The following is a 25,830-nucleotide window of genomic DNA, read 5'->3' as shown; positions in this document are numbered from 1 at the left end:
TTTTTATAGAAATACTATATATACTTTTGAAAATAACAAATATATTTTTATTAATTTAACACATTAATAAAAATGATATTATAAATGTTAATTTTATAAGAACAACTTTAAAAATTAAAAACTTGAAAATGTTTTTCTTTTAGACTAATATATTATATAAGGAGTATTATGCAAGGAGGCAAAACTATGGGAATATTTGTATTAATTTTACAAATAATACTTTTAGCAGTAGTGATTTTCGGGGGATTTTCATTATTAAGTAGATTTGTATTTAACAAAGTTAAAATTAATAAATGGATAATTTTAGCTGCAGCAATAATAATCTTCCTTATTCCTACGTTCATCCCTATGAATCAATGGATTGTGTTAGCAATTTCTGCAGTAGCAACTATATTATTCTTATGGTTCTTAGATATTCTTAGAAATGGATATCCAAAGCTTAAAAAAGAGAAAAAAGTTGTTATTAAACCAAAGGCAAAACCAAATAGAGTTAAACATAATAAGGATTCAAAAAAATAAACTCCATTATTAATGGAGTTTGTTTTTTTATTCATAATTAACAAAGATGGGAGAGGACATGGCCTCTTTATTGTTATTTAAATAAACTTTAGCTACAAACCAAGTTTCATTTAAAGAAACTTCCTTTTCAAAAATATATTTAACATTATGCAAATCTATATCTTTAATTTCTTTAATGATTTTTCCCTGGTTAGTTAAAAATTGAACTTTAGATATTTTGTTTATATGATCTTCAACTTGTAAATAGAGGCTAATTTTTGAGGAGGAATCTACAGTTATTGTTCCCCCCATAAAGGTTGAATTTAAAGAAAATAGCATTTTTAAAGTTTTTGATTCCGTTGAAAATATATGTCTATTTTTAAATGCATCAAGTAAGGAGTTTTTATTTAATTTATGTGAAATTACGCAGGTTAAATTTTCGCTATCTCCTTGATTTAATTTGTGATTGTCTTGGGAATTTATAGCTCCTAGTTTAAATCCCTTATCTAAAAGGGAGAAAAATTGAGAGTCATATCTTGTATAAGTACTAGGTGGGATTCCATTTCCAACCTCTATAGAACATAAAAGTTTATCTAAAATAGGAGTAAATTCAATTTTTTTAGCTATGGAATTTTTAGGATGATTAATACTAAGTAAGGCTGTGTGATCATTAATGAGCCAAAGTAATAGATATTTAATGTCTGGAATTATTCCAGTAAAAAATGTATTAGGACATAGGATATTTAAGTGACCTAAGGTTGTTGATTTAGCTTCAAAACCACATAAGGCTAAAAAGTCAGAATGTTTTTTATTAAATTTATTTATGCATTTATTTAAATACTCCCATTTTGAAATTTCTTTATTTTTTTCTTTGATAGTTTCGCTTAAATATTTATTATGATCAGTAATTATTAAAAAATCCAATCCATTAGAGCGAGCATGTTCTAAGGATTCATAAGGACTACTTTTTCCTGTTGATAAGGATGTATGGGAATGGGGAATTCCATAATAAAACTTAAGCTTATCAAAGGGTATAGATTTTTTATCCATTAATACCTCTTTATAAATATTAGTATAGTATATAATATTTATAATATTTAGATTAAATGTGTTTTATTTATTATTTTTATATTTGATTTTTTAAGTATATAATGTTAAGTACATTTAAACTAAAGTATCTTAATTTTTATTAGGGAAATCTTTAAAATAGAAAAGATTAAATTAAGCATACAAAAGCATAAGTAGACATATTCTACTTTCATATGATAAAATTACAAGAATGACTAAGAGGTGATCATATGTTAATTGAAATTAGAGGAAAGAAGCCTGAAATAGGGGAAAAAACATTTATAGCTCACAGTAGTGATATCATTGGTGATGTTACTATAGGAAGAGATTGTGGAATTTGGTTTGGATCTGTAATAAGAGGAGACGATAATTTAATTAAAATAGGAAATGAAACCAATGTACAAGATAATGCAGTATTACATGTTGATAAGGAGCACACTATTGAAATTGGGAGTGGTGTTACTATAGGACATGGTGCTATAATACATGGGTGTAAGATAGAGGATGAATGCCTAATTGGTATGGGAGCAATAATACTAAATGGAGCAAAAATAGGAAAAAATACTATGATTGCTGCAGGAACTTTAGTAAGTCAAAACAAGGAAATACCAGAGGGCGTATTAGTCATGGGAGTTCCAGGAAAGGTTGTTAGAAAACTTACTGAGGATGAAATTGAAAGTATAAAAAATTCAAGAAGAGAATATGTAAAGATGAAAAATCTTTATATTAAATAAAGGAGGAGCTTATGATAATAAACATAGGACAATTTAATAAAATGAAAGTAGTAAGAGAAGCGGATTTTGGATACTACTTAGACAGAGGAACTAGAAATACTTCTGATGATATATTAATTCCAACTGGAAATTTAGATGGAAGAGAAATCAAGGTTGGAGATGAGGTAGAAGCTTTTATATATAGAGATTCTAGAGATAGACTTATAGCCACATTAAAAAAGCCTTTAGCTGTTGTGGGAGATGTTGCTTTATTAGAAGTTAAATCTATTACTAAAATAGGTGCTTTTGTAGATTTTGGTTTAGAAAGAGATATACTTGTTCCATTAAAAGAGCAAAAATACAAAATGGAAGAGGGTAAAAAGTACTTAGTATATATTTATGTAGATAAAACAGGAAGATTAGCAGCAACAACAGAGGTTGATAAATACTTAGATGAAATAGAAGAACCTAAAATGGGAACAGAAGTTTCAGGAATAGTTTATGGATACCAAACTAATGGTTCTTTAAGAGTAGCAGTAGATAATAAACATAGAGCTGTGGTTCTTAAAAATGAATATTTTACAAATATTAAACCTGGAGATAATATAAAAGGTAAGATAATAAAGGTTTATGAAGATGGAATAGTAGGATTATCTTTAAGAAATCATAAACTTAAGGAAAGAAATGAATTAGGAGACACTATATTAAATTACTTAAAAGAAAATGGTGGAGTTATGAGCTTAAATGATAAGAGTACTCCAGATGAAATAAGAAATACTTTTAAAACTTCTAAAAATTACTTTAAAATGGCCTTAGGTGGACTTATGAAAAAAGGTTTAATTGAGCAAGATGAATTTGGTACTAGATTAAAATAATAAAAAAAGAGCTATATGGAGTTTTTACTCTATATAGCTCTTTTTTATTACTATAAGTAGTATAAAAAATAATTTTTAGGGGATTTTATTGGTATAGGTGGTGAATTTTATGAGGAAAATAAAAGTTAATGGAATAATATTTCTTATAAGTTTAATATCATGTTTATTTCTTGGAGGTAATACTGCTTTAGCAAAGGAAAATCCTAATACTATAGAATTTCTAAGCTATGATGAAGAAATCTTAATTTTAAGAAGCAATGGTGAAACTGTTCTTATAAGTGAAGGTGATAATGTAGAGGGAATCATAGAAGGAATAAATAAAGAAAATTTAAAGGAAATTGATTTGTTGGTTTTAAGATCTATGGAAGAAGAAACTGATGAACTTATAAAAACTTTCATAAATAAAAGTAGTGTAAAGAAAATACTTCTTCCTACTTTAAATGGAGTAAGTGAAGAGGTAAGTAATCTTACAAATGAAAAAAATATAGAAATAGCATCTATGGAAGAGGGATTTAATTATAACAAGGAAAGCATTTCTTTAAATGCAAAGAAAGTAGAGAATTCTAAGGAAGGTATGATTTTTGCTACTGTAGATAATATTAAGCTAGCAGTTTTATCAGAAGAGTCTTATGACAGTGCAATTAACCTTAGTAATATAGAAGATTGTAGAGTTGAGATTTTAAATTTAATTGACTCAGAGAAAGAAAATAAAAAAGAAGTGAAAAAATTAGTTAAGAGGTTAAAACCTTTAGTTATAATAGATGATTTAGATAATGGGAAATCCATAGAAAAGTTAGGAGTAAAATATTACAACTTAAATGAAGAAAAAGGATTAAAAATAATGAGAGTTCTTGGAGAAACTAAAGAGTTTAAGGTTCTTTCAAAAAAGGAAGGCTATACACCAAAATAACTTTTTATAAAACTTACAAACATATTCTGAGAATTACTAGATATTCTCTTCATACTGTTTGTAAGTTTTATTATTATATTTTGATATAGATTCCTATCTGCTTTTTAAAGAGATTTTTCTAAACCTTGATGAGAATTTCTCCTTTATTATTAAAAATATGAATATAGAAGCTGCTATAGAAGTTACAGCTAAAACTTGAACTCTAAAATCAATAAAAGAAAGCTTTAGTGAAAGTGGACTTAAGCATATATAGGTTAAAACTCCTGTTAATATATATATTAGGAAGTTTGATAAGGATAAACCTATATTTATATTTTTATATATTTCATAAAGATTTAAACAAAGTGAAAGTGATGAAATTATAAGCATAGTTATTGCATAACCATAAATATTTATAGATGGTATTGCAGTTAAGAAAAATAACAATGTAACTTCTAAAACTTCTGTTATTATAGTATTTCTTAAAATTACATTTTGTCTTCCAAGTCCATTTAAAATTCCATACATAGTGTTTGAAGTAAATACTATTGGCATCATTACTGATGTTATTCTTATATATTCTCCTAAATCATCTCTTCCAAAGAATAATTTACCTAAAGAGTCAGGAACACATAGTCCAATTACTGTGGTACAAATACCTATTAAAAAAGCTATTTTAATAACATCTCTAATTCTTTTAGTAGCTGAAAGATAATTCCCTTTACTTAAAGTTTGAGATAAATCAGGTATTAGCATAGTGTTTATTGAAGAAACTATAATTATAGGAAATGTTACTATTGACATTGCCATGGAAGAATATTTTCCTATAAGAGAAAGTGCTTGGGAATAAGTAAATCCTGCAACTATAAGCCGTTTAGGAACTAAAAGTGTTGAGATAACGCTAAAAATACTCATTAAAAATCCATTTAAGCATAAAGGTACTGAGGTTACTAAAACATCAAATAATAATTGAGCACGGCTTTCCCCTTTTGCATTTGTTTTTGGAAATTTACTCATTGAGTATTTAAAATATCCAAATAAAAGTATTAAACTTTGTAGTTCCCCAAGACATAAGGCTAAGTAAGCTAAAGTAACTAAAGACTCTAAAGTTTCAGCTTTAAATATAAAAATTAATATAGCTAAAACAAAGATACGTAAAGATTTTTCTAAAATATCTATAAAAGAAGGAACAGTGATTTTTGAAGTCCCATAGAAAAATCCCTTTAATATGTTTGAAAGTGCTATAAATATCATAGCTGGACAAGTTACCATTATAGATTTTATTATTCTAGGATCCTTAGCCCAAAAATGTCCGATTATAGGTGATAAGAAAAATACAAATATTCCTATTATAAGACACCAAATAAAATTAAAAATAGCCACAACTTTCATTGTTCGAATTATGTTTTTATAATCATCTCTTGCTGAATATACAGCAGTTATCTTAGAAATGGATGCAATTATACCAGCTGTCATAATTGATATAAATAAATTATAAATAGGCATTATAATACCATAAAGTCCCATTCCTTCAGGGCCTAGTACCTTTGATAGGTACATAGAAAAGATAAAACCTAATAATCCAGTTGTTAAGTTAGAGGCTGTTAGCATGAAAGAGTTTTTATAGAAATCATTTTTACTCAATGAATCACCACCCTATTTAAAAGTTCAATAATAATGAATATTCACAACTTATGTTAAATATTCATTATATAGGAGGTAATTATTATTAATTATCTATGAGTTTTTAATTGTTAAAATTTATTATTGAGGCTTTTTTAGGGAGGAAATATGAAGAATTTTATAAAGTTTATAAGTTTAATTTTAATTAGTGCATTACTAGGAAGTATAATATGTTTTTTTACTAATAAAGATGGTAAATATTTAGAAAGTGAAAGTTTTAGTGAAGAGTTAATACTAAAGGGGTTAAAGGGAGCAAGAGCCTTATGTAATGATGAAGAGAATATTTATATAGCATTAGAAAATAAGATTTTGAAAATAGATAGAAATAATAATGTGTTTTTGGAATTAAAAGAAGAGGGAAATATATATGATTTAGAATATTATAATGAATTTTTATATTATACTTTAGATGAAAAGTTAGTATCTTATAACATAAAAAGTTCAGAAAGAGAAGTTTTAATTGAGGATATTCCTAATAAGGGAATAAATAAAGAGGATACTAGGATTTTAATAAATGATGGAAAGCTTTATTTAACCATAGGAACTTCTACAAATTCTGGAATAGTAGATGAAGAGGAAGAAAATCCTGATATTCCTCCAGTAGATATTGTTTTAAGTGGAAGAAATTATGATGAAAATAAAAAGGGAGCTTTTGTGCCATATAATACTAAGACATCAAAGGGAGAAAAGGTAAAAGGAAATATATTAGGTAATGGAGGTATTATAGAATTTCATATAGAGAGCAAGAAAAAGCAATTATATTCCTATGGAATAAGAAATGTTAAAGGCTTTGATTTAAATAGTTCAGGAGAGATTTTTGCAATTGTTGGAGGAATGGAAGATGAGGGGTATAGACCTTTAAGTGGAGATTCAGATTATATATATAAAATAGAAGGAAAGGGAACTTGGTATGGTTGGCCAGATTATAGTGGGGGAGATCCTGTTAATTCTCCAAGATTTAGAGAAGAAGGAAAACCTATAATTAATTTTATAACAGATGAACATAAAAGCTATGTAATGCCAAAACCACTATACCAAAGTGAAGGTACTAGAAATATAAATACATTATTAATAGATAGAGAAGGAACAATTCTAGGAGATGAGAATTCATTTTTATTCTTTAACAACAAAAACAATACTCTTTCAAAATTATTAAAGGAGGGAGAGGTTAAAGAATTAATATATTTAGATAAAAATTCATATATAAATGATATGAAAATAATAGGTAAGGATCTTTATATACTAGATGGAAATAAGGGGGTACTTTTTAGACTAGAAAAAAGTAACACTATAAATAACATACCTATTTATAATTACTTTGTTATATTAGGAATAAACTTTATATCAATTGGAGTTTTAGGTATTAAGTTCCTAATATCCTTAAAGAAAAAATAAATTAAGTAATTAGTTTGAATTTTAAAATATAAAAAGATAATTATAGAAAATAAAATTATAAGAGTAATTTTTTCTAATAAGCATAGAAAGAATTACTCTTTAAATGTATAATAGAAATTAATATGGAATAAATTGGGAGTGATATTATGGTGAGAGAAGTTATACTTGATATGAGTAACATAAATTTTAAAGGTAACACTTTAGATGTTGGTATAAATAACTATGGAATTATTTATAATATTTTAAAGCAAACAGAAAGTGAAATAAGTGTAGATTATTATGTTGAAAGTTTTAATGGAGAATATAGAAATCAATATGATAATGGTGTGCTTTTCTTTTCTTTAAGTCAATTGCATAAAAATGAGGTTGAAGATGTTGTAAAAAACATATGGAGCAATGTAAGATTTGGAGGAAACTTATATATATGGGATAGAGAAAAGCAAAAAAAAGAAACTGTAAATGATAAGGTTAAAGTTTTAATGACAGGAAATAAAGAAAAAGAGTTTGAATTTATAGATAATAGTATTTCTAATGAGTTTACAGTAGATAGCTCAAAAAAAATACTTGAAAAATATTTTGAAATAGAGGAAACTAAAGTTTGTGATAAAATAATATTTATCAAAGGAATAAAGAGAGGAAGTATAAAGAATGAAAATACTGCTAACAGCAATAAACTCAAAGTACATTCACAGCAACCTAGCAGTGAGGTACCTGAAGGCATTTACAAAGGATTTAGATTTCCAAGGTGATATAAAAGAGTTTTCAATAAATGATAGAGTTGAGAATATTTTAGAAGGTATTATTGAGGAGAAACCAGATGTAGTGGCTTTCTCCTGTTACATATGGAATATGGAATTTGTAAATAGACTAGCTGAACTTATAAAACTTGTTGATCCTAATATAGAAATACTTTATGGCGGACCAGAAGTTTCTTATGAAGGAAAAGAATTTTTAGAAAATCATGAAGGTGAATATGTAATAGTAGGAGAAGGAGAAAAAACTTTTAGAGAGTTTGTTCTTTATAAGCTTGGAGAAGGAAAAATAGAAGATATAAAAGGATTAAACTACAAGAGGGACGGAAAAGTCTTTGAAAATCCTAAAAGACCTGAAATGGATATGAATGAATTAGTGTTCCCTTATACTTATGAAGAAGATATAAACAATAAGATTGTTTACTATGAAGCTTCAAGGGGATGTCCTTTTAAGTGCAAATATTGCCTTTCATCTGTAATGCATGGAGTTAGATTCTTAGATGTAGAAAGAGTAAAGAAAGAATTAAAATATTTCATGGAAAGAGGATTAAAATTAGTTAAGTTTGTTGATAGAACTTTTAATTGTAATAGAGAATACACAGTGGAGCTTCTTAAATATTTAAGCGAACAGGATACAGAGACAAGATTCCATTTTGAGGTTGCAGCAGATCTTTTAACAGAGGAGCAAATAGAAATATTAAATAATGCTCCAAAGGGAAGATTCCAATTAGAGGTTGGAGTTCAAACTACAAATAATGAAGTTCTACATAATATAAATAGATATATTACATATGAAAATATAAAAGAGAAAGTATTAAAAGTTGCAGCAGGAAAAAATGTAATGCAACATTTAGATTTAATTGCAGGACTACCAGGAGAAGATTTAGAATCATTTAAAAAATCTTTTAATGATGTTCATGCCATAAGACCAGATGAAATTCAATTAGGTTTCCTAAAATTATTAAAGGGATCTTCAATGAGAGAGGAAGCTGAAAAGTGGGGAATAGTTTATTCACCTTATGCTCCATATGAAATAATAAGAAGTAAAGATATAAGTTATGAAGAGCTTTTATTATTGAAGAAAGTGGAAGCAATGGTTGATAAATACTATAATTCATGTAAATTTAATAATGTAATTAAATTCTTCTTAAATATATATGAAAAACCTTTTGATTTCTATTATGATTTAGCTATGTTCTTTGAAGAGAAGGGTAATTTCAAGAGAAGCATAGGAAATGTTGAATATTATAAGATATTATTAGATTTTTATCTTGAGAAGATAGGAGGAGAGGATGAAGGTCTATTTAAGGAAGTTTTAAAATTTGATTATTTATGCTTTAATAAAAAGAGGTGGTTACCAGACTTTTTAGTTAGAACAATTACAAAAGAAGATGAGCAAAATATAAAAGATAGTTTTGATAGACAAATGCCATTTAAAAAAGCTCATATAGAAAAATTTGAAATAGATATAATTAATTACATTAAAAATGGGGAAATTAACTTTGAACCAAAATATCTTATATTTGATGAAATGAATTTTGACTATGATTCATATGTAGAAGTAGAAATGAAATAAATGGAAAATTAAAAATTTATTAGTATATTAGTCGTATTAATATACAATATGCAAAGATATTAATACGACTTTTTGTAAATGTTAATAGTTTTAATCTTTTATTCAAAAAAATGTAATGTGGATTTTTGCAAAAAAACCTTTGAAAATGTATACATTCATAAAATTATGTTGAATTAAGTTAATTTTCATGTATAATTAATATTAAGGGTTAATTAATACTATATAAAGTATTAATATATATTTTATAAAAATTCCTTATATAAAGGTGGTGAAACTTTGGCAATAGAAGCAATAAAAGAAATTAAAAAAGTTGAATTGCAAGCTGATGAAATGATTAAAAAAGCTCATGAGCAAAGCAAAAAAATAATTTCTGATGCAACAATAGAAGCTGATGAAAGATATAACTCAATAATAGAAGAAGCTAAAAATGTTGCAAGGGGAATTGTTAGCAATGCAGAGGAATCCGGAAGAAAAGAGGCTGAGGTCATACTTTCAGAAGGTGAAAAACAATATGCTGAGGTATCAAGTCTTAAAGGTTCTAAGATTGATTCAGCAGTAAATTTAGTTATTGAGAGGATTGTGAAAACTAATGGCAATAGTTAAGATGAATAAATTCACCTTACTTGCCTTTGAATCAGAGAAAGAAAAGCTTCTTAAAAAAATTCAAAGTTCTTCAGAAGTTGAGTTCATAAACTTACAAGATGAAGAAAAAGTGGAAGGCAATGAAGTCTTTGAATCTCTTAGCAAAGATGATTTAGATGCTGAAACAACTCTTATAGAAGAAAATGTTTCAAAAACAAGATCAGCTTTAGACTTCTTAAAAGAGTTTGTTGCTGAAGTTGGAGGACTTAAGGCTTTAAAAGCTGGTAAAGAAAGCTTAACTTTGGATGAGCTAGAAGTAAAGGTTGAAAATAGCAACTGGGAAGTCGTTTATTCAGAGGTTAAGAAAATGGAGAGAGAGCTTGCTACTCTAGAAAACGAAAAGACAAAACTTTTAGGTGAAATAGAAATCTTAGAGCCATGGCAAAGTTTCGATGCTCCACTAGGTGAATTAAATAATTTTGAAAAAGTAGTTGCGTTCTTAGGTGTGATTTCAAGTCAAAATCTTGAAAATATGAAGAACGAAATTGAAAGCGAATTCAAGGAAAGTTATATAGAAGTTATTTCTAACACTGACCAAGATTCATATGTCTTTGTAATGACAATGAAAGAAAGAGCAGAAGAAATGGACGAAGTTTTAAAGAACTTTGGTTTTTCAGCGTTCCAAACTAAGTACAAAGAAAAAGCTTCAGTTCTTGTTGAAGAGTTTAAATTAAAGATACAAGAAATCGAAGCTCAAAAATCAGACTTAAAAGGAGTACTTTCAAATTACAGAGAAGAAAAGAGAACTTTAGAACTAGCTTATGAATATTACAGCAACATACTTCTTAGAAAAGAAGCAAGTGAAAACTTCTTAAAAACAGATAGAGTAGTTGTTATTCAAGGGTGGGTTCCTAAAAATGATAATTCTTCTTTAGAAGGAATCATACAAAGTTCAGTAGGAGATATGTATTATCTTGAGTTTGAAGAAGTTAAGGAAGAAGAGGTTGCAGAAGTTCCAGTTAAATTACACAATAAGGGACCAGCAGCAGCTTTCGATTCAATAACAGAAATGTATAGCTTACCAAGATATGATGAAATAGACCCTACACCACTTTTAACACCTTTCTACCTAGTATTCTTCGGCATGATGGTTGCAGATTTAGGATACGGACTAGTATTATTTGTAGGATCACTATTAGCTATGAAATTACTTAATTTAGATGAGGCACAAGAAAAGTTTGCTAAATTCTTTATGTATTTAAGTATAGCTACAACTATTGCAGGTGCAATATTTGGTACTGCCTTTGGATTTGAATTGAAATTTGGACTTATAAATCCAAGTAAAGATACCAACTTGTTACTAATTTTATCAGTTGGATTTGGGGTTATTCAAATATTCTTTGGATTATTTATAAAAGCGTACATGTTAATCAGAGATAAGCAATATTTATATGCTTTATTTGATGTAGGATCATGGATTATGCTTTTAATAGGTCTTCCAATGATATTCTTTGATGGTCCTATAAGCTTAGTAGGTAAAGTATTAGCAATAGTAGGTTCAATATTAATAATCTTAACACAAGGTAGAGATGAAGAAACAAAAGGTGCTCAAATAGGTCAAGGTTTATATGCCTTATACGGTATAACAGGATACGTAGGAGACTTAGTATCATATACAAGACTTATGGCTTTAGGTATTGCAGGTGGATCAATAGCCGCTGCACTTAACCTAATAATAGGTATGTTCCCAGGAATAGCAGTTATAATTGTAGGACCTCTATTCTTTATAGCAGCTCATACATTTAACATGCTTTTATCATTACTTGGAGCATATGTTCATACAGCGAGATTACAGTACGTTGAGTACTTCTCAAAATTCTATGAAGGTGGCGGAAAAGCATTCACACCATTTAGAACAATAAATAAATTCATAACAATAAAAAGAAATAAATAAATTATAGTTAAAATTAAATTAAAATAACATTATATTTTCAGGAGGAATTAAATTATGGAAAACTGGATTTCATATTTTATGGCAAATTACGGAGGATTAATATTTGGAGCTTTTGGAATAGCATTAGCTGTAGGTATGTCAGGTATAGGATCAGCTAAAGGTGTTGGTATAGTTGGGGAAGCAGCAGCGGGATTAGTTACTGAAGAACCAGAAAAGTTTGGTAAAGCATTAGTTCTTGAATTATTACCAGGTACACAAGGTCTTTATGGATTCGTTATAGGTTTCTTAGTATTTAACCAAATCAGTAATGGTGATGCATCATTAGCTAAAGGATTATACTTATTATTTGCTTGTTTACCAATAGCTATCGCTGGATTATGGTCAGGTATATCTCAAGGTAAAGCAGCTGCAGCTGGTATCCAAATCTTAGCTAAAAGACCAGAGCACAATACTAAAGGTATCATATTCGCAGCAATGGTTGAAACATATGCATTATTAGGATTCGTTATATCATTCTTATTAGTAAATGGTGCAAGCGTAATACAATAATAGTAAGCAAAGATTGGAGAAGTGAAGGGAATGTCAAATTTAAATAATTTAACTTCCAAGATTCTAAATGATGCTGAAGAAAAGAAAAAGTATATATTAGCTGACGCTGAAGCCCAAAAAGATAAAATAATATCTAAGAAAACTAATAGAGCTGAAGCAGATAAAGAAGAAATAATAACTAAAGCTAATATAGAAGCAGAAGTTAAAAAGGCAAGAATAATTTCAAATGCTAAATTATCAGTAAGAAATGATATGTTAAGAGCTAAGCAAGACGTTATATCAAAAGTATTTAACGAAGCTATAGAAAAGTTACAAAATCTTTCTAACGGAGATTATAAATACTATGTTATCTCAACTTTAGATTCTTTAGAGTTAGAAGGAACAGAAGTTATTATAATCAATGAAAAAGATAAAGATATATTTAGCAATGAGTTCTTGGAAGCATTAAATAAAGAACTTGAATCTAAAGGAAAAAAAGGAAGTATTACATTAAATATGGAAGGCAAATTTAATGGTGGCTTCATATTAGATAGAAATGGAATACAAATAAATAATACCTTTGAAGCTTTAATTAACTCTTTAAGAGGAGAGTTAGAGTTTGAGGTGAACAAAGTATTATTTGATTAAGGAGGATGAAGAATGGATTCAATGCAATTTTTGCAATTAATTCCTAGAATCAGAGTATACGAAAAGAAACTCCTTGATAAAGCTCAAATAGAAAGAATGATAGATGCAAACACTTCAGAAGGTGCATTAAAAGTTCTACAAGAAACAGAGTATGCAGCATTTATGAATGAAGTAAGAAGACCAGATGATTATGAAATTCTTTTATCAAATGAGTTAGTTAGATTATATAAAACTATGTATGAAGCTAGTCCTTTAAAAGAAATCATAGATGTTATGGCTTTAAAATATGACTATCATAACATAAAAGTGTTAGTTAAGGGGAAAATCTTAGATAAAGATTTTTCCCAAATGCTAATACCAGTTGGTATGGTAGGAGTAAATGATTTAAAATCTGCAATAAATGGAGAAGATTTTGGTAGACTTCCTAAGAAAATGGAAGAGTGCTTAAGAAAAATATTTGAAAAGTTTGAGGAAACTAATGATCCTCAATTTATAGATTTAATCGCAGATCAATACTTATATGCTCATATTCATGAAATTGCAAATAAGAAAAATATAAAAGATAAGGCTTTAGATAGATATCTTACTAATCTTATAGATTTAAATAATGTAAAAACATTATTAAGAGCTAAAAAGCAAGATAAAAATGTTAACTTCTTTTTAGATGCTATAGTACCAGGTGGTAGTATAGATGCAAGTAAGTTTAGAAGTTTATACTTAGATACAATCGAAAATATTCCAAACAACTTAAGTAGTAAAGAATATTCACAAGTACTAAGAGAAGGTATAGCTAGTTACATAGAGACTTCATCAGTTAGTGAATTTGAAAAGCTTATTGATAATCACATAATGGGTATAATGAAGGAAGCTAAAATAGTAACTAAAGGTTTAGAGCCAGTTTTAACATATATGTATGTTAAAGAGAATGAAATAAAGCAAATAAGAACTATCATGGTTGGTAAATTAAACAATATTACTAAGGAAGTAATAAGAGAAAGGCTGCGTGATGGATATGTATAAGAAAATAGGAGTTGTAGGTGATAAAGATTCAGTTTTAGCTTTCAAAGCTCTTGGAATAGATGTTTTCCCTGTAGTTGAAGATGAAGAAGCTAGAAAAACAATTGATAAGCTTGCAATGACAGGTTATGCAGTAATCTTTGTTACAGAGCACGTAGCTAAGAATATAGAAGAAACTATCGAGAGATATACAAGACAAGTACTTCCTGCTGTAATATTAATTCCAAGCAATCAAGGAACTCTAAATATAGGAAAACAAAGAATATCAGATAACGTTGAAAAAGCAGTTGGCGTTAACATTTTATAGAAAGTAGGTAGATAACTTGAAAACGGGGAAAATTATCAAGGTTTCAGGTCCTTTAGTAGTTGCTGAAGGTATGGATGAAGCTAATGTATATGACGTTGTAAAAGTTGGAGAAAAAGGTCTTATCGGAGAGATCATTGAAATGAGAGGAGATAAGGCTTCAATCCAGGTATATGAAGAAACATCAGGTATTGGACCTGGGGACCCAGTTATAACTACTGGAGAACCACTTTCAGTAGAGTTAGGACCAGGACTTATAGAGTCAATGTTCGATGGAATACAAAGACCTCTAGACGCTTTCATGAAAGCAGCTAATTCTGCTTTCTTAAGTAAAGGGGTAGAAGTTAAATCTTTAAATAGAGAGAAAAAATGGCCTTTTGTGCCAACTGCTAAGGTTGGAGATAAGGTTTCAGCTGGAGACGTAATAGGAACAGTTCAAGAGACTGCCGTTGTTCTTCATAGAATAATGGTTCCTTTCGGCGTTGAAGGTACAATAAAAGAAATCAAAGCTGGAGATTTCAATGTAGAAGAAGTTATCGCTGTAGTAGAAACTGAAAAAGGTGATAAGAATTTAACATTAATGCAAAAATGGCCTGTAAGAAAAGGTAGACCATATGCAAGAAAATTAAATCCAGTTGAGCCAATGACTACAGGACAAAGAGTTATAGATACTTTCTTCCCAGTAGCTAAAGGTGGAGCTGCTGCCGTTCCAGGACCTTTCGGAGCTGGTAAAACAGTAGTTCAGCACCAAGTTGCTAAATGGGGAGATACTGAGATAGTTGTTTACGTTGGATGTGGAGAACGTGGTAACGAGATGACAGACGTTCTTAACGAATTCCCAGAACTTAAAGACCCTAAAACTGGGGAAAGCTTAATGAAGAGAACAGTTCTTATCGCTAATACATCTAACATGCCAGTTGCTGCCAGAGAAGCATCAATATATACTGGTATAACAATAGCAGAGTATTTTAGAGATATGGGATACTCAGTATCAATCATGGCTGACTCAACTTCACGTTGGGCAGAAGCTCTAAGAGAAATGTCAGGAAGACTTGAAGAAATGCCAGGAGACGAAGGTTACCCAGCATACTTAGGATCAAGACTTGCTGATTACTATGAAAGAGCTGGTAAAGTTGTAGCTTTAGGTAAAGATGGAAGAGAAGGAGCCGTTACAGCTATCGGAGCAGTATCCCCTCCAGGAGGAGATATATCTGAGCCAGTTACACAATCAACTTTAAGAATAGTTAAAGTTTTCTGGGGACTAGATGCTCAATTAGCATATAAGAGACACTTCCCATCAATTAACTGGTTAACATCATACTCATTATACTTAGAAAAAATGGGTGAATGGATGGATGCTCACGTAGCAGACGATTGGTCAGCATTAAGAACAGAAGCTATGGCACTTCTTCAAGAAGAAGCAAACTTAGAAGAAATAGTAAGACTTGTTGGTATGGATGCACTTTCAGAAGGTGATAGATTAAAACTTGAAGTTGCTAAGTCAATAAGAGAAGACTATTTACAACAAAACGCATTCCATGAGAATGACACATATACTTCATTAAATAAACAGTACAAAATGTTAAACTTAATCTTAAGTTTCAAACATGAGGCTGAAAAAGCTTTAGAAGCTGGAGTTTATTTAGATAAAGTATTAAAACTTCCTGTTAGAGATAGAATTGCAAGAAGTAAATATATTTCAGAAGAAGAAATAAGTAAGATGGATGACATCTTAGTTGAATTAAAATCAGAGATGAACAAGTTAATCAGCGAGGGAGGTGTTCTAAATGCTTAAAGAGTACAGAACAGTTACAGAAGTTGTAGGACCCTTAATGGCTGTTGAAGGCGTGGAAGGTGTTAAATACGATGAACTAGTTGAAATAGAAATGCAAACTGGTGAGTTAAGAAGAGGTAAAGTTCTTGAAGTTAACGGAGATAAAGCTATGGTTCAGCTTTTCGAAGGTTCAGCAGGAATCAACCTTAAAAATACAAAAGTAAGATTCTTAGGAAGACCACTTGAAATTGGTGTTTCAGAAGATATGTTAGGAAGAGTATTCGATGGTATGGGAAGACCAAAAGATAATGGTCCAAATATAATACCAGAGAAGAGATTAGATATAAATGGAGAAGCTATAAACCCAGTTGCTAGAAACTACCCATCAGAATTTATTCAAACTGGTATTTCTGCAATAGACGGACTTAACACTCTAGTTAGAGGACAAAAACTTCCTGTTTTCTCAGGATCAGGTCTTCCACACAAAGAGTTAGCTGCTCAAATTGCAAGACAAGCAAAAGTTTTAAACTCAGATTCTAAGTTCGCAGTTGTATTCGCTGCTATAGGTATAACTTTCGAAGAAGCTGAATTCTTCGTAGATGAATTCACAAAAACTGGTGCTATAGATAGATCAGTTCTATTTATGAACTTAGCATCAGACCCAGCTATCGAGAGAATAGCTACTCCAAGAATGGCATTAACTACTGCTGAGTACTTAGCATATGAAAAAGGAATGCACGTTCTTGTTATAATGACAGATATAACAAACTACTGTGAAGCTTTAAGAGAAGTTTCTGCTGCTAGAAAAGAGGTTCCAGGAAGAAGAGGATATCCAGGATACTTATACACTGACCTTTCAACATTATATGAAAGAGCAGGAAGATTAGTTGGAAAAGAAGGTTCAATAACTCAAATTCCAATATTAACAATGCCTGAAGATGATAAAACTCACCCAATTCCAGACTTAACTGGATACATCACTGAGGGACAAATAATCCTTTCAAGAGAACTTTACAAGAAAGGAATAATGCCTCCAATAGATGTTTTACCATCATTATCAAGACTTAAAGATAAGGGTATTGGTAAAGGAAAAACTAGAGAAGATCACGCTGATACAATGAACCAATTATTCTCAGCATATGCTCAAGGTAAGCAAGCAAAAGAACTTGCTGCTATCTTAGGAGAATCAGCATTATCAGATGTAGATAAAGCATACGCTAAATTTGCTGAAGCTTTCGAAAATGAATATGTTTCACAAGGTTTCACAACTAACAGAACAATAGAGGAAACTCTAAATCTTGGATGGAAATTACTTAAGATCTTACCTAGAACAGAGCTTAAGAGAATTAGAGATGAATATCTTGAAAAGTATATGCCTGTTGGAGAGGATGAGTAAGAATGGCACAAAGATTAAATGTCAATCCTACTAGAATGGAACTCTCAAAGCTAAAGAAAAGATTAGCAACAGCAACAAGAGGACATAAATTATTAAAAGATAAGCAAGATGAGTTAATGAGACAATTCATAAATCTTATCAAATATAATAATCAATTAAGAGATGAAGTTGAAAAGGAACTAGGAAGTTCCTTAAAAGACTTCGTTATGGCTAGAGCTGTTATGAGTTCAGAGTTCCTAGAGGAAGCTATAGCATACCCTAAAGAAGAAATTGAGGTTGAAGTGGGAAATAAAAACATAATGAGTGTAAATGTGCCTATAATGAACTTCAAAAGAAAATTAGAAGGTGATGAAGGTAGTATTTATCCTTATGGCTTTATGAATACTTCAGCTGAACTTGATGATGCAATTTCTAAACTATATGGAATTTTACCAAAGTTATTAGAACTTGCAGAAGTTGAGAAATCTGGTCAGCTTATGGCAGACGAGATAGAGAAGACAAGAAGAAGAGTTAACGCTCTTGAATATATGACAATTCCTCAATTAAAAGAAACTATCAGATACATCAGAATGAAGCTTGATGAAAATGAGAGAAGTGCCTTAACAAGACTTATGAAAGTTAAGTCTATGATAGAGCAAAGAGGATAATATATTTAAATTAATAAAAAAGGCAATCTTATGTTAATAAAACATCAAGATTTGCCTTTTTTCTTTACTATTTTCAAAATAAAATGTATAATCTTATTAAGCAAAATAGATATTTTAATATAATAAAAATTTTAATAACACCTTATATATGTAAAATATCTAAAAATATGGTATAATAAGTAAATATTATACTGAAATATTAGGGGGGGCTTAAAATGAACAGTGTTATGAATTTAACAACTTTAGAACAAATAAAAGCATATTCAGATCCTTATAGGCTGAAGATAATAACTTATCTTAGAAATAATCAAGAATCTGCTACGGTAAAGGAAATTGCTGATTTTTTTGGGGAAGTACCAGCAAAAGTTCATTACCACATTAAAAAATTAGAAAAAGCAGGTATCTTAGAGCTTGTAAAAACAAAAGAAATAAAGGGAATAATAGCAAAATATTATTATCTAACTGCAGAAAGCTTCAATATAGAGGGAAATCAAATAAAAAAAGAAGCTAAACAAGTTTACAAATCTCAAATATTAAATATTCTAAGTGAATATTATGATAGTTCAAAGGAACAAACTATGAAAAGAATATCTGAGAAAGTAGATACTGGTAATGCAGAGGATTCCATAGGTTTCAATTATAAGAACATATACTTAAATGAAGAAGAGTTTAAAGAAGTAAATAGACAAATGAGAGAACTGGTTAAAAAATACGAAAGAAAAGAAGAAGGGAAAATGCCTTGTCATGTATTTTCAGTTTGCTTAAAACATGAAGTAGAGTAATTATTAAAATATGATTAAATTTCTTAATTAGTGATATAATAAGAAGTGATAAAATAATTTTAATTAAAATGTCATTAATATGACTTATTAATCTACTAGAATAGTATATGTAAGAAAAAATGTTTTTAATACAGAGGGAGAAAAAATGATTAAGTATTTAATTGTAATGCTTATTCCTTTTGTCATAGTATATCTATTAATGCCAAAGTTTATTGAATTTGCAAATGAAAAGGGTTTTGTTGATAAGCCTACAGGAAGAAAAAAACATGATAAATTAACACCTTTAATAGGTGGGGTTGTTATGTATATAGGATTTTTTGCAACATACCTTTTTGGAATAGATTCTACAAGGCAATTATCACAAACTTTTATTATATTTATAGCAGCTACTTTGGTAATAATAATAGGAGTGATTGATGACTATTATAAGGGAAAGGGCAAAGAGTTTCCGATTTATCCAAGAGTTATAATTCAAATTTTAGCTGCAACTATGGTTTTTAAAGCTGGGATTGTTTTTAGGGGTATAACTAATCCATTTACTGGAGAGTTTACTCAATTTTCAGGATGGATTCAATATATACTTACAATAACATGGATTTTTGGGGTTACTACAGTAATAAACTGGTCTGATGGAATGGATGGATTAGCAGGAAGCATTTCCATAATATCTGCTATGACTATGTTTGTTGTTGCTCTTGCAAAAGGACAATTTAACTCTGCATATATGTCAATAACTCTAGTAGGGTCAATATTAGCCTTTTTAAGATATAATAGACATCCAGCGCGAGTATTTATGGGTGATTCAGGTGCTAACTTTTTAGGGTTTATTTTAGCTATTATAGCCTTAGAAGGTGCTTTTAAGCAAGCAACAGCATTATCTATATTAGTGCCAGTATTAGCCTTAGGAGTTCCTATTTTTGATAATATCTTTGTAATTTTTAGAAGATTTCAATCTGGAAAGCCTGTTTATGAAGCTGATAGAAGCCAAATACATTATAGGCTACAAGAAAGAGGAATGTCTGTAAAGCAAATTGTGTCATATATATGCATACTAAGTGGATGTTTAAGTTTAGTATCATTATTAATAATTATGATAATATTATAAGTATTGACTGTCTTTAAAGTATAATAAGTTTTAACTTAGATGCTTTAAAGACAGTCAATAATATTTTACAGAGAATATAATATATAATTTATTAGTGAAAAATTTATATTTTTATGTTTTAATATATTTATAGGAATTTTGAAAGGAGAAGTTAAATGGCTGTTAAGAAAATAGTTCAAATAGGACACGAAGCTTTAAAAAAGGTTTCAGAACCTGTTAAAGATGTTAATGAAGTTAAAGGATTAATACAAGATTTAAAAGATACATTAGCAACTGTAGAAGGAATAGGATTAGCTGCACCTCAAATAGCAGTTAATAAAAGAGTTGTTTATATAAATTTTGGAGATGGTGAGAATGAATATGTTCTTATAAATCCAGAGGTAACAGGAGTTTCAAAGGAAACTTATGAAGATTATGAAGGTTGTTTAAGCTATGTAATGCATGAGGGATTAGTTGAAAGACCAAGAGCAGTAAGAATACAAGCTTTAAATGAAAAGGGCGAATTAAAAGTTTATGAAGCTCAAGATCTTTTAGCAAGATGTTTCTTACATGAGATAGATCACTTAGAAGGTATTATGTACGTTGATAGAGCTAAAGAAATGTACGAATTAGTTGAAAAATAAATAGCTAGTTTAAGAGTATAGATTTAAAAATCTATACTCTTTTTTTATATTTTTACAAAAAAAGTCTTGATTATCGTTTACAAAAGTATTATTATATAGTTAATCGGTTCACTGAATCGGTTAACTAGGGAGGGATATTAATGAATAAGATATGTGTACTTGGAAGTATGAATATGGATTTAGTTTTAAAGGTTAAAGATATGCCTAAAGTAGGAGAAACTATACTCTCTAAGTCATTTCAAAAAATAGCTGGTGGAAAAGGAGCTAATCAAGCAGTAGCAGCTAAAAGAAGTGGCGCAGAAGTTTTCATGATTTCTAAAATAGGAAAAGATGAAAATGGAAGAGAGTTAAGAGATAAATTAGTAGAAGATAATATAGATGTTAAATATGTTTTTGAAGATAGAATAGAGCCAACTGGAATGGCTTTAATAATGGTAAATGATAATGGAAATAATTCAATAATTGTTAATGCTGGTTCAAATATGACATTAACAAAAGATGAAATACATAGTGCTGAAAATTTAATAAAAGAATCAGATATTATAATTTCACAATTTGAAACACCAGAGGATATTACAATAGAAGCATTTAAAATAGCTAAGGAAAATGGAAAAGTTACAATATTAAATCCAGCTCCAGCTAAAAAAATAAAAGATGAATTATTAAAATATACAGATATAATAGTTCCAAATGAAACAGAAGCAGAGCTTTTAACTGGAATTGCAATAAAAGATATAGAAGATGCTAAAAAGGCTGGGGATATATTCTTAGATAAAGGAGTTAAGTTTATAATTATTACTCTTGGTGAAAAGGGAGCAGCTTTAATAGGAAAAGATTTTTGTGAAATAGTTCCAGCGTATAGAGTTAATGCAATAGATACTACAGCTGCTGGAGATAGCTTCATTGGAGGCTTAAGTTCAAAGTTAGATACTAAAAATTTAGGAAGAGAGACTTTAAGTAGTTCCATAAGATTTGGAAATAAGGTATCATCAATAGCAGTACAAAGGAAAGGGGCTCAACCATCAATACCATATCTAAAGGAAGTTTTAGAAGTTTATAAGGGAGAAGAGTAATTATGAGAAAAACAAGCTTATTAAATAGTAACATAAGTTCAGTAATATCAAAGATGGGCCATACTGATATGTTGGCTATAGGAGATTGTGGATTACCTATACCAAAGGAAACTGAGAGAATAGACTTAGCTTTAATAAAAGGCGTACCTGGCTTTATAGAAACTTTAAAAGCTATTTTAGAAGAATTACAAGTAGAAGAGGTACTTATTGCTAAGGAAACAGAAAAGGTAAGTCCAGAATTATTTACAGAAATAAAAGAGATTATAAAAGATACTAAAATAACTTTTATATCACATGAGGAATTAAAGAAAGAATTAAAAGATTGTAAGGCAGTTGTTAGAACTGGAGAACAAACTCCATATGCAAATATAATCTTAAAATCAGGGGTTGTTTTTTAAAAAGTTTAAAAATGAATATTCTGCTCAGTATTTATTGGGTGGAATATTCTTTGCAAAATAGGAATTATTTTGGGAGGTGTAGTAAATGGGTGAAAGAACACCAATGCTAAAAATGGTAGGTGTATCAAAATCCTTTCCAGGAGTCAAAGCTTTAGATAATGTTAGCTTAATGGCTTATGGTGGAGAAGTTACTGCTTTAATGGGAGAAAATGGAGCAGGGAAATCAACTTTAATGAAAATACTAAGTGGAGTATATAAAAAAGATGAAGGTAAGATATTCATTGAAGGAAGAGAAGTAGAAGTAAAGGGAATTAAATCAGCAGAAGAAGCTGGTATAACAATAATTCACCAAGAACTTAGTGTTTTAAATAACTTAACTGTTTCAGAAAATATATTTTTAGGTAATGAAAAACATAGTAAATTTACAGGAAGAATAAATAAAAAATTATTAGATGAAAGAAGTAAAATGTTCTTAGAGCAAATAGGCTGTGATATAGATCCAAATAGATTAGTTAGTACTCTTAATGTAGGTGAAAAGCAAATGATAGAAATAGCAAAAGCCTTAACTAAGAATGCTAGAATAATTATTATGGACGAGCCTACTACAGCCTTAACTGATGTAGAGACTGAAAACCTTTTTAAAGTAATAGAGAATTTAAGAAAAAAGGGAATAGCAATAATATACATATCACATAGAATGGAAGAAATATTTAAAATATGTCATAGAGTAGAAGTATTAAGAGATGGTAAATATGCAGGAAGTGCAGAAATAAAAGACATAGATAATGATAAGCTTATAGCAATGATGGTTGGAAGAACCATAGAGGATCAATTTCCATACAGAGATGTTAAAAAAGGAGATTTAGCTTTAGAAGTTAAAAATCTTAGCTGTAAGGAAGGAGTTAAAGGAGCTTCATTTACTCTGAGAAAGGGAGAAATATTAGGAATTGCAGGTCTTATGGGATCAGGCAGAACAGAGCTTGCAAAAACAATATTTGGAGAATATAAAAGAACAAGTGGTGAAATTTCTTTAAATGGAAGTCCTATTAATATAAATTGCATAAGTGACGCAATAAATAATGGTATATGTTATCTTTCAGAGGATAGAAAAAAAGAAGGCTGTATTTTAGGAATGTCTGTTGGAGAAAATATGACCTTATGTAACTTAAAGAAATATGAGAATAAGTTTAAATCTCTTGATAAAAAAGAAGAAGCAAAGGATATAGAGTACTATATTAAGAAGATAAACATAAAAACTCCAAATAAGGAGCAATTTATTAAGAATTTAAGTGGAGGTAATCAACAGAAGGTTATACTTGCTAAATGGCTTATGTTATCTCCAGAAGTATTAATAATTGACGAGCCAACTAGAGGAATAGACGTAGGGGCAAAGAAAGAAATTTATGAACTTTTAAATGAACTTAAAGCTAGTGGAAAAGCCATAATAATGATTTCTTCAGACTTACCAGAGGTTTTAGGAATTAGTGATAGAATTATGGTTATGAGTGAAGGAAGAATCTCTGGGGAATTAAATAGAGATGAAGCAAACCAAGAAAGTATAATGAAATTAGCCGTTGGAATAAACAATTAGGGAGGATTACATAATGAAAGCGAATGTTAAAGCAAATATATCTAAATATAAATCTCTTATAGGACTAGTATTATTATGTATAGTTATTACTATAGTTACTCCAAACTTTTTAAGTGTATCTAATATAACTAACGTATTTACACAGGTTTCAGTTAATGCAATCATAGCAATAGGTATGACTTTCGTAATTTTAACTGGTGGAATAGACTTATCAGTTGGATCTACTTTAGCTATTAGTGGTGCCGTAGGGGCTTCTATTGTTAAGTTAACTGGAAACGTATTCTTAGCAATTATAGTGGCAGCTGTTATTGGTATAGCAGTTGGATTAATAAATGGTTTATTAGTATCAAAAGGAAAATTACAAGCATTCATAGTTACTTTAGCTACAATGACAATATTTAGAGGAGCTACTTTAGTATTTACAGATGGTACTCCAATATCAAAATTACCTGAAGCTTTTGTTAAAATAGGAAATGGTAAACTTGGATTTATGCCAATACCAGTTATAATAACAATAATAATAGCAATCATAGCAGTATATGCTTTATCACAAACAAGATTTGGAAGATATTTATATGCTTTAGGTGGAAATGAAGATGCTTCAAGATTATCAGGAATAAATACAGATAAGATAAAAACTTTAGTTTATGTAGTATCAGGTTTTGCCTCAGCTATTGCAGGGGTAATAATAACAAGTAGAATAGGATCTGCTTCACCTAATGCAGGAACAGGATTTGAATTAGATGCTATCGCTGCTGTAGTAATAGGAGGAACTTCTTTAGCAGGGGGAGAAGGAACAATTACAGGTACTTTAATAGGTGCTCTTATTATAGGTGTACTTAATAATGGATTAAACCTTATGAATGTATCACCATTCTATCAATCAATAGTAAAAGGTTTAGTTATATTAATAGCAGTACTTTTAGATAAAAAGAGCAGAAAAAATTAAGAAGCTTAAGAGGTGAGTTTTATGCATATAAATAAAAAGATATTTTCAGTTGGATTAATGCTCATGATGCTTATGACTTCATTTATAGGGTGTGGAAGAGATAATAAGCCTAAAATAGGAATGGTATTATCAACTCTTAATAACCCATTCTTTGTAAATATGAAAGATGGAGCAGAAAAAGAGGCTGAAAAATTAGGATATGATTTAGTAGTATTAGATTCTCAAAATGATCCAGCTAAGGAAAGAGCAAATGTAGAGGATTTAGTACAATTAGGAGTTATTGCTTTACTTATAAATCCAACAGATAGCGATGCCGTAATTAAGACTGTTGAGGTAGCTAACAAGAGTAATATTCCAGTAATAACATTAGATAGACAAGCTAATGGTGGAAAAATAACAAGTCATATAGCTTCAGATAATATAAAAGGTGGAGAAATGGCTGCTGAGTATGTATTAGATAAATTCAAAGATGAAAAAGGACCAATAAATGTAGTTGAGATACAAGGTATTCCAGGTGCATCAGCTACTAGAGATAGGGGAGAAGGATTCCATAATATAATGGATAAAAATGATAAATTTAACTTTATTTCAATACAAGCTGCTGATTTTGATAGACAAAAAGGTCTTCAAGTTATGGAAAATATAATCCAAGCTAATCCTAATATACAAGTTGTATTTGCTCACAATGATGAAATGGCTTTAGGGGCAGTTAAAGCAATTAAGGCTAGTGGAATAAATGCATTAGTTATAGGATTCGATGGAAATGATGATGCTAAAGATTCCATAGATGCTAATGAAATGACAGCTACAATAGCTCAACAACCAGATTTAATTGGAGCATTAGGAGTAGAATTAGCTAATAAGATATATAATGGTGAAAGCATTAAAGATAAAATAGCAGCAGACCTTAAGGTATATACTAAATAAGTAGTAAAAGTTTAGATTTGTTTTGATTAATAATATTAAATAATGCTTGTATATGCTAAATAGTAGGGGTATAGGTAGTCATA

The 25,830-nt window shown here is 29.4% G+C and carries 26 protein-coding genes; 24 read left to right on the top strand and 2 right to left on the bottom strand.

All coding sequences use genetic code 11. The annotated features are described in order from the left end of the window. Positions 1-186 precede the first annotated feature (186 nt). The gene (locus GOM42_RS09365) at positions 187-519 is read left to right on the top strand and encodes a hypothetical protein (protein ID WP_011590927.1); all 333 of its coding nucleotides are present in this window, start codon (positions 187-189) and stop codon (positions 517-519) included. 27 nt (positions 520-546) lie between these two features. Here the strand turns inward: GOM42_RS09365 and GOM42_RS09360 are convergent, their stop codons facing one another. Beyond that, complete coding sequence (locus tag GOM42_RS09360; RefSeq protein ID WP_003468025.1) at positions 547-1,548, bottom strand: CehA/McbA family metallohydrolase; 1,002 nt, start codon at positions 1,546-1,548, stop codon at positions 547-549. A gap of 248 nt (positions 1,549-1,796) precedes the next feature. Between GOM42_RS09360 and GOM42_RS09355 the strand changes: the two genes are divergently transcribed. The 3 genes from GOM42_RS09355 (at position 1,797) to GOM42_RS09345 (ending at position 4,064) form a co-directional block, all read left to right on the top strand. Next, positions 1,797-2,300, top strand: a complete 504-nt coding sequence (locus GOM42_RS09355; protein ID WP_003449781.1) for a gamma carbonic anhydrase family protein — start codon at positions 1,797-1,799, stop codon at positions 2,298-2,300. Positions 2,301-2,311: 11 nt separating this feature from the next. Then, the gene (locus tag GOM42_RS09350) at positions 2,312-3,154 is read left to right on the top strand and encodes a S1-like domain-containing RNA-binding protein (RefSeq protein ID WP_003449625.1); all 843 of its coding nucleotides are present in this window, start codon (positions 2,312-2,314) and stop codon (positions 3,152-3,154) included. Between the two features lie 109 nt (positions 3,155-3,263). Continuing rightward, positions 3,264-4,064 carry a hypothetical protein gene (locus GOM42_RS09345; RefSeq protein WP_003468064.1) on the top strand — a complete coding sequence of 267 codons (801 nt, stop codon included), beginning with the start codon at positions 3,264-3,266 and terminating at the stop codon, positions 4,062-4,064. Between the two features lie 93 nt (positions 4,065-4,157). Here the strand turns inward: GOM42_RS09345 and spoVB are convergent, their stop codons facing one another. After that, on the bottom strand, positions 4,158-5,687 hold the full coding sequence (spoVB, locus tag GOM42_RS09340; RefSeq protein ID WP_003471631.1) for a stage V sporulation protein B: 1,530 nt from the start codon (positions 5,685-5,687) through the stop codon (positions 4,158-4,160). Between the two features lie 147 nt (positions 5,688-5,834). Between spoVB and GOM42_RS09335 the strand changes: the two genes are divergently transcribed. From GOM42_RS09335 to rbsB, 20 genes are all read left to right on the top strand, one after another. Continuing rightward, positions 5,835-7,121 (top strand): PQQ-dependent sugar dehydrogenase, encoded by a 1,287-nt coding sequence (locus tag GOM42_RS09335; RefSeq protein ID WP_003455915.1) that lies wholly within the window; start codon positions 5,835-5,837, stop codon positions 7,119-7,121. Between the two features lie 146 nt (positions 7,122-7,267). Continuing rightward, a complete protein-coding gene (locus GOM42_RS09330; RefSeq protein ID WP_003456036.1) occupies positions 7,268-7,870 on the top strand; it encodes a hypothetical protein in 603 nt (200 codons plus the stop codon). After that, positions 7,770-9,449: a DUF4080 domain-containing protein gene (locus GOM42_RS09325; RefSeq protein ID WP_003455900.1), complete on the top strand. Its 1,680-nt coding sequence runs from the start codon at positions 7,770-7,772 to the stop codon at positions 9,447-9,449. Before GOM42_RS09330 ends, GOM42_RS09325 begins: the two co-directional genes overlap by 101 nt. Positions 9,450-9,725: 276 nt before the next feature. Beyond that, complete coding sequence (gene ahaH, locus GOM42_RS09320) at positions 9,726-10,052, top strand: ATP synthase archaeal subunit H (RefSeq protein WP_110016160.1); 327 nt, start codon at positions 9,726-9,728, stop codon at positions 10,050-10,052. Then, on the top strand, positions 10,039-11,985 hold the full coding sequence (locus GOM42_RS09315) for a V-type ATP synthase subunit I (protein ID WP_003449722.1): 1,947 nt from the start codon (positions 10,039-10,041) through the stop codon (positions 11,983-11,985). The genes ahaH and GOM42_RS09315 overlap by 14 nt, the downstream gene beginning before the upstream one ends. Positions 11,986-12,039: 54 nt before the next feature. Continuing rightward, entirely contained in the window at positions 12,040-12,534 is a 495-nt protein-coding gene (locus GOM42_RS09310) for a V-type ATP synthase subunit K (protein ID WP_003456004.1), read from the top strand. A gap of 30 nt (positions 12,535-12,564) precedes the next feature. Next, positions 12,565-13,161: a V-type ATP synthase subunit E family protein gene (locus GOM42_RS09305; protein ID WP_003449544.1), complete on the top strand. Its 597-nt coding sequence runs from the start codon at positions 12,565-12,567 to the stop codon at positions 13,159-13,161. 12 nt (positions 13,162-13,173) lie between these two features. Then, on the top strand, positions 13,174-14,181 hold the full coding sequence (locus GOM42_RS09300; RefSeq protein WP_003465148.1) for a V-type ATP synthase subunit C: 1,008 nt from the start codon (positions 13,174-13,176) through the stop codon (positions 14,179-14,181). Then, complete coding sequence (locus tag GOM42_RS09295; protein WP_003449642.1) at positions 14,168-14,485, top strand: V-type ATP synthase subunit F; 318 nt, start codon at positions 14,168-14,170, stop codon at positions 14,483-14,485. The genes GOM42_RS09300 and GOM42_RS09295 overlap by 14 nt, the downstream gene beginning before the upstream one ends. A 16-nt stretch (positions 14,486-14,501) precedes the next feature. Continuing rightward, positions 14,502-16,277, top strand: coding sequence for a V-type ATP synthase subunit A (locus GOM42_RS09290; protein WP_003449648.1), 1,776 nt, complete (start codon positions 14,502-14,504; stop codon positions 16,275-16,277). Next, a complete protein-coding gene (locus GOM42_RS09285) occupies positions 16,270-17,652 on the top strand; it encodes a V-type ATP synthase subunit B (protein WP_003449785.1) in 1,383 nt (460 codons plus the stop codon). The genes GOM42_RS09290 and GOM42_RS09285 overlap by 8 nt, the downstream gene beginning before the upstream one ends. Positions 17,653-17,654: 2 nt before the next feature. Beyond that, a complete protein-coding gene (locus GOM42_RS09280) occupies positions 17,655-18,299 on the top strand; it encodes a V-type ATP synthase subunit D (protein WP_003449608.1) in 645 nt (214 codons plus the stop codon). A gap of 215 nt (positions 18,300-18,514) precedes the next feature. Continuing rightward, complete coding sequence (locus GOM42_RS09275) at positions 18,515-19,081, top strand: helix-turn-helix domain-containing protein (protein WP_003456056.1); 567 nt, start codon at positions 18,515-18,517, stop codon at positions 19,079-19,081. A 145-nt stretch (positions 19,082-19,226) separates the two neighbouring features. Next, positions 19,227-20,186 (top strand): MraY family glycosyltransferase, encoded by a 960-nt coding sequence (locus GOM42_RS09270; protein WP_080970072.1) that lies wholly within the window; start codon positions 19,227-19,229, stop codon positions 20,184-20,186. A 155-nt stretch (positions 20,187-20,341) separates the two neighbouring features. Then, positions 20,342-20,809, top strand: coding sequence for a peptide deformylase (gene def / locus GOM42_RS09265; protein WP_003449734.1), 468 nt, complete (start codon positions 20,342-20,344; stop codon positions 20,807-20,809). Positions 20,810-20,949: 140 nt separating this feature from the next. After that, complete coding sequence (rbsK, locus tag GOM42_RS09260; RefSeq protein ID WP_025648236.1) at positions 20,950-21,882, top strand: ribokinase; 933 nt, start codon at positions 20,950-20,952, stop codon at positions 21,880-21,882. 2 nt (positions 21,883-21,884) lie between these two features. Beyond that, on the top strand, positions 21,885-22,280 hold the full coding sequence (gene rbsD, locus GOM42_RS09255; protein WP_003456057.1) for a D-ribose pyranase: 396 nt from the start codon (positions 21,885-21,887) through the stop codon (positions 22,278-22,280). An 85-nt stretch (positions 22,281-22,365) separates the two neighbouring features. Beyond that, positions 22,366-23,871, top strand: a complete 1,506-nt coding sequence (locus GOM42_RS09250) for a sugar ABC transporter ATP-binding protein (protein WP_003478216.1) — start codon at positions 22,366-22,368, stop codon at positions 23,869-23,871. A 13-nt stretch (positions 23,872-23,884) separates the two neighbouring features. Beyond that, positions 23,885-24,820 carry a ribose ABC transporter permease gene (locus GOM42_RS09245; protein WP_025648237.1) on the top strand — a complete coding sequence of 312 codons (936 nt, stop codon included), beginning with the start codon at positions 23,885-23,887 and terminating at the stop codon, positions 24,818-24,820. 21 nt (positions 24,821-24,841) lie between these two features. After that, the gene (gene rbsB / locus GOM42_RS09240; protein WP_110016163.1) at positions 24,842-25,747 is read left to right on the top strand and encodes a ribose ABC transporter substrate-binding protein RbsB; all 906 of its coding nucleotides are present in this window, start codon (positions 24,842-24,844) and stop codon (positions 25,745-25,747) included. The last annotated feature ends 83 nt before the right edge of the window (positions 25,748-25,830 follow it).

Origin of the sequence: Clostridium sp. 16K-1-R1, assembly GCF_023921145.1 — a bacterium.
GTDB lineage: Bacteria > Bacillota > Clostridia > Clostridiales > Clostridiaceae > Sarcina > Sarcina perfringens.
Note: the sequence above shows the minus strand (reverse complement) of the source record. Positions and strands in the feature narration are given on the sequence as shown.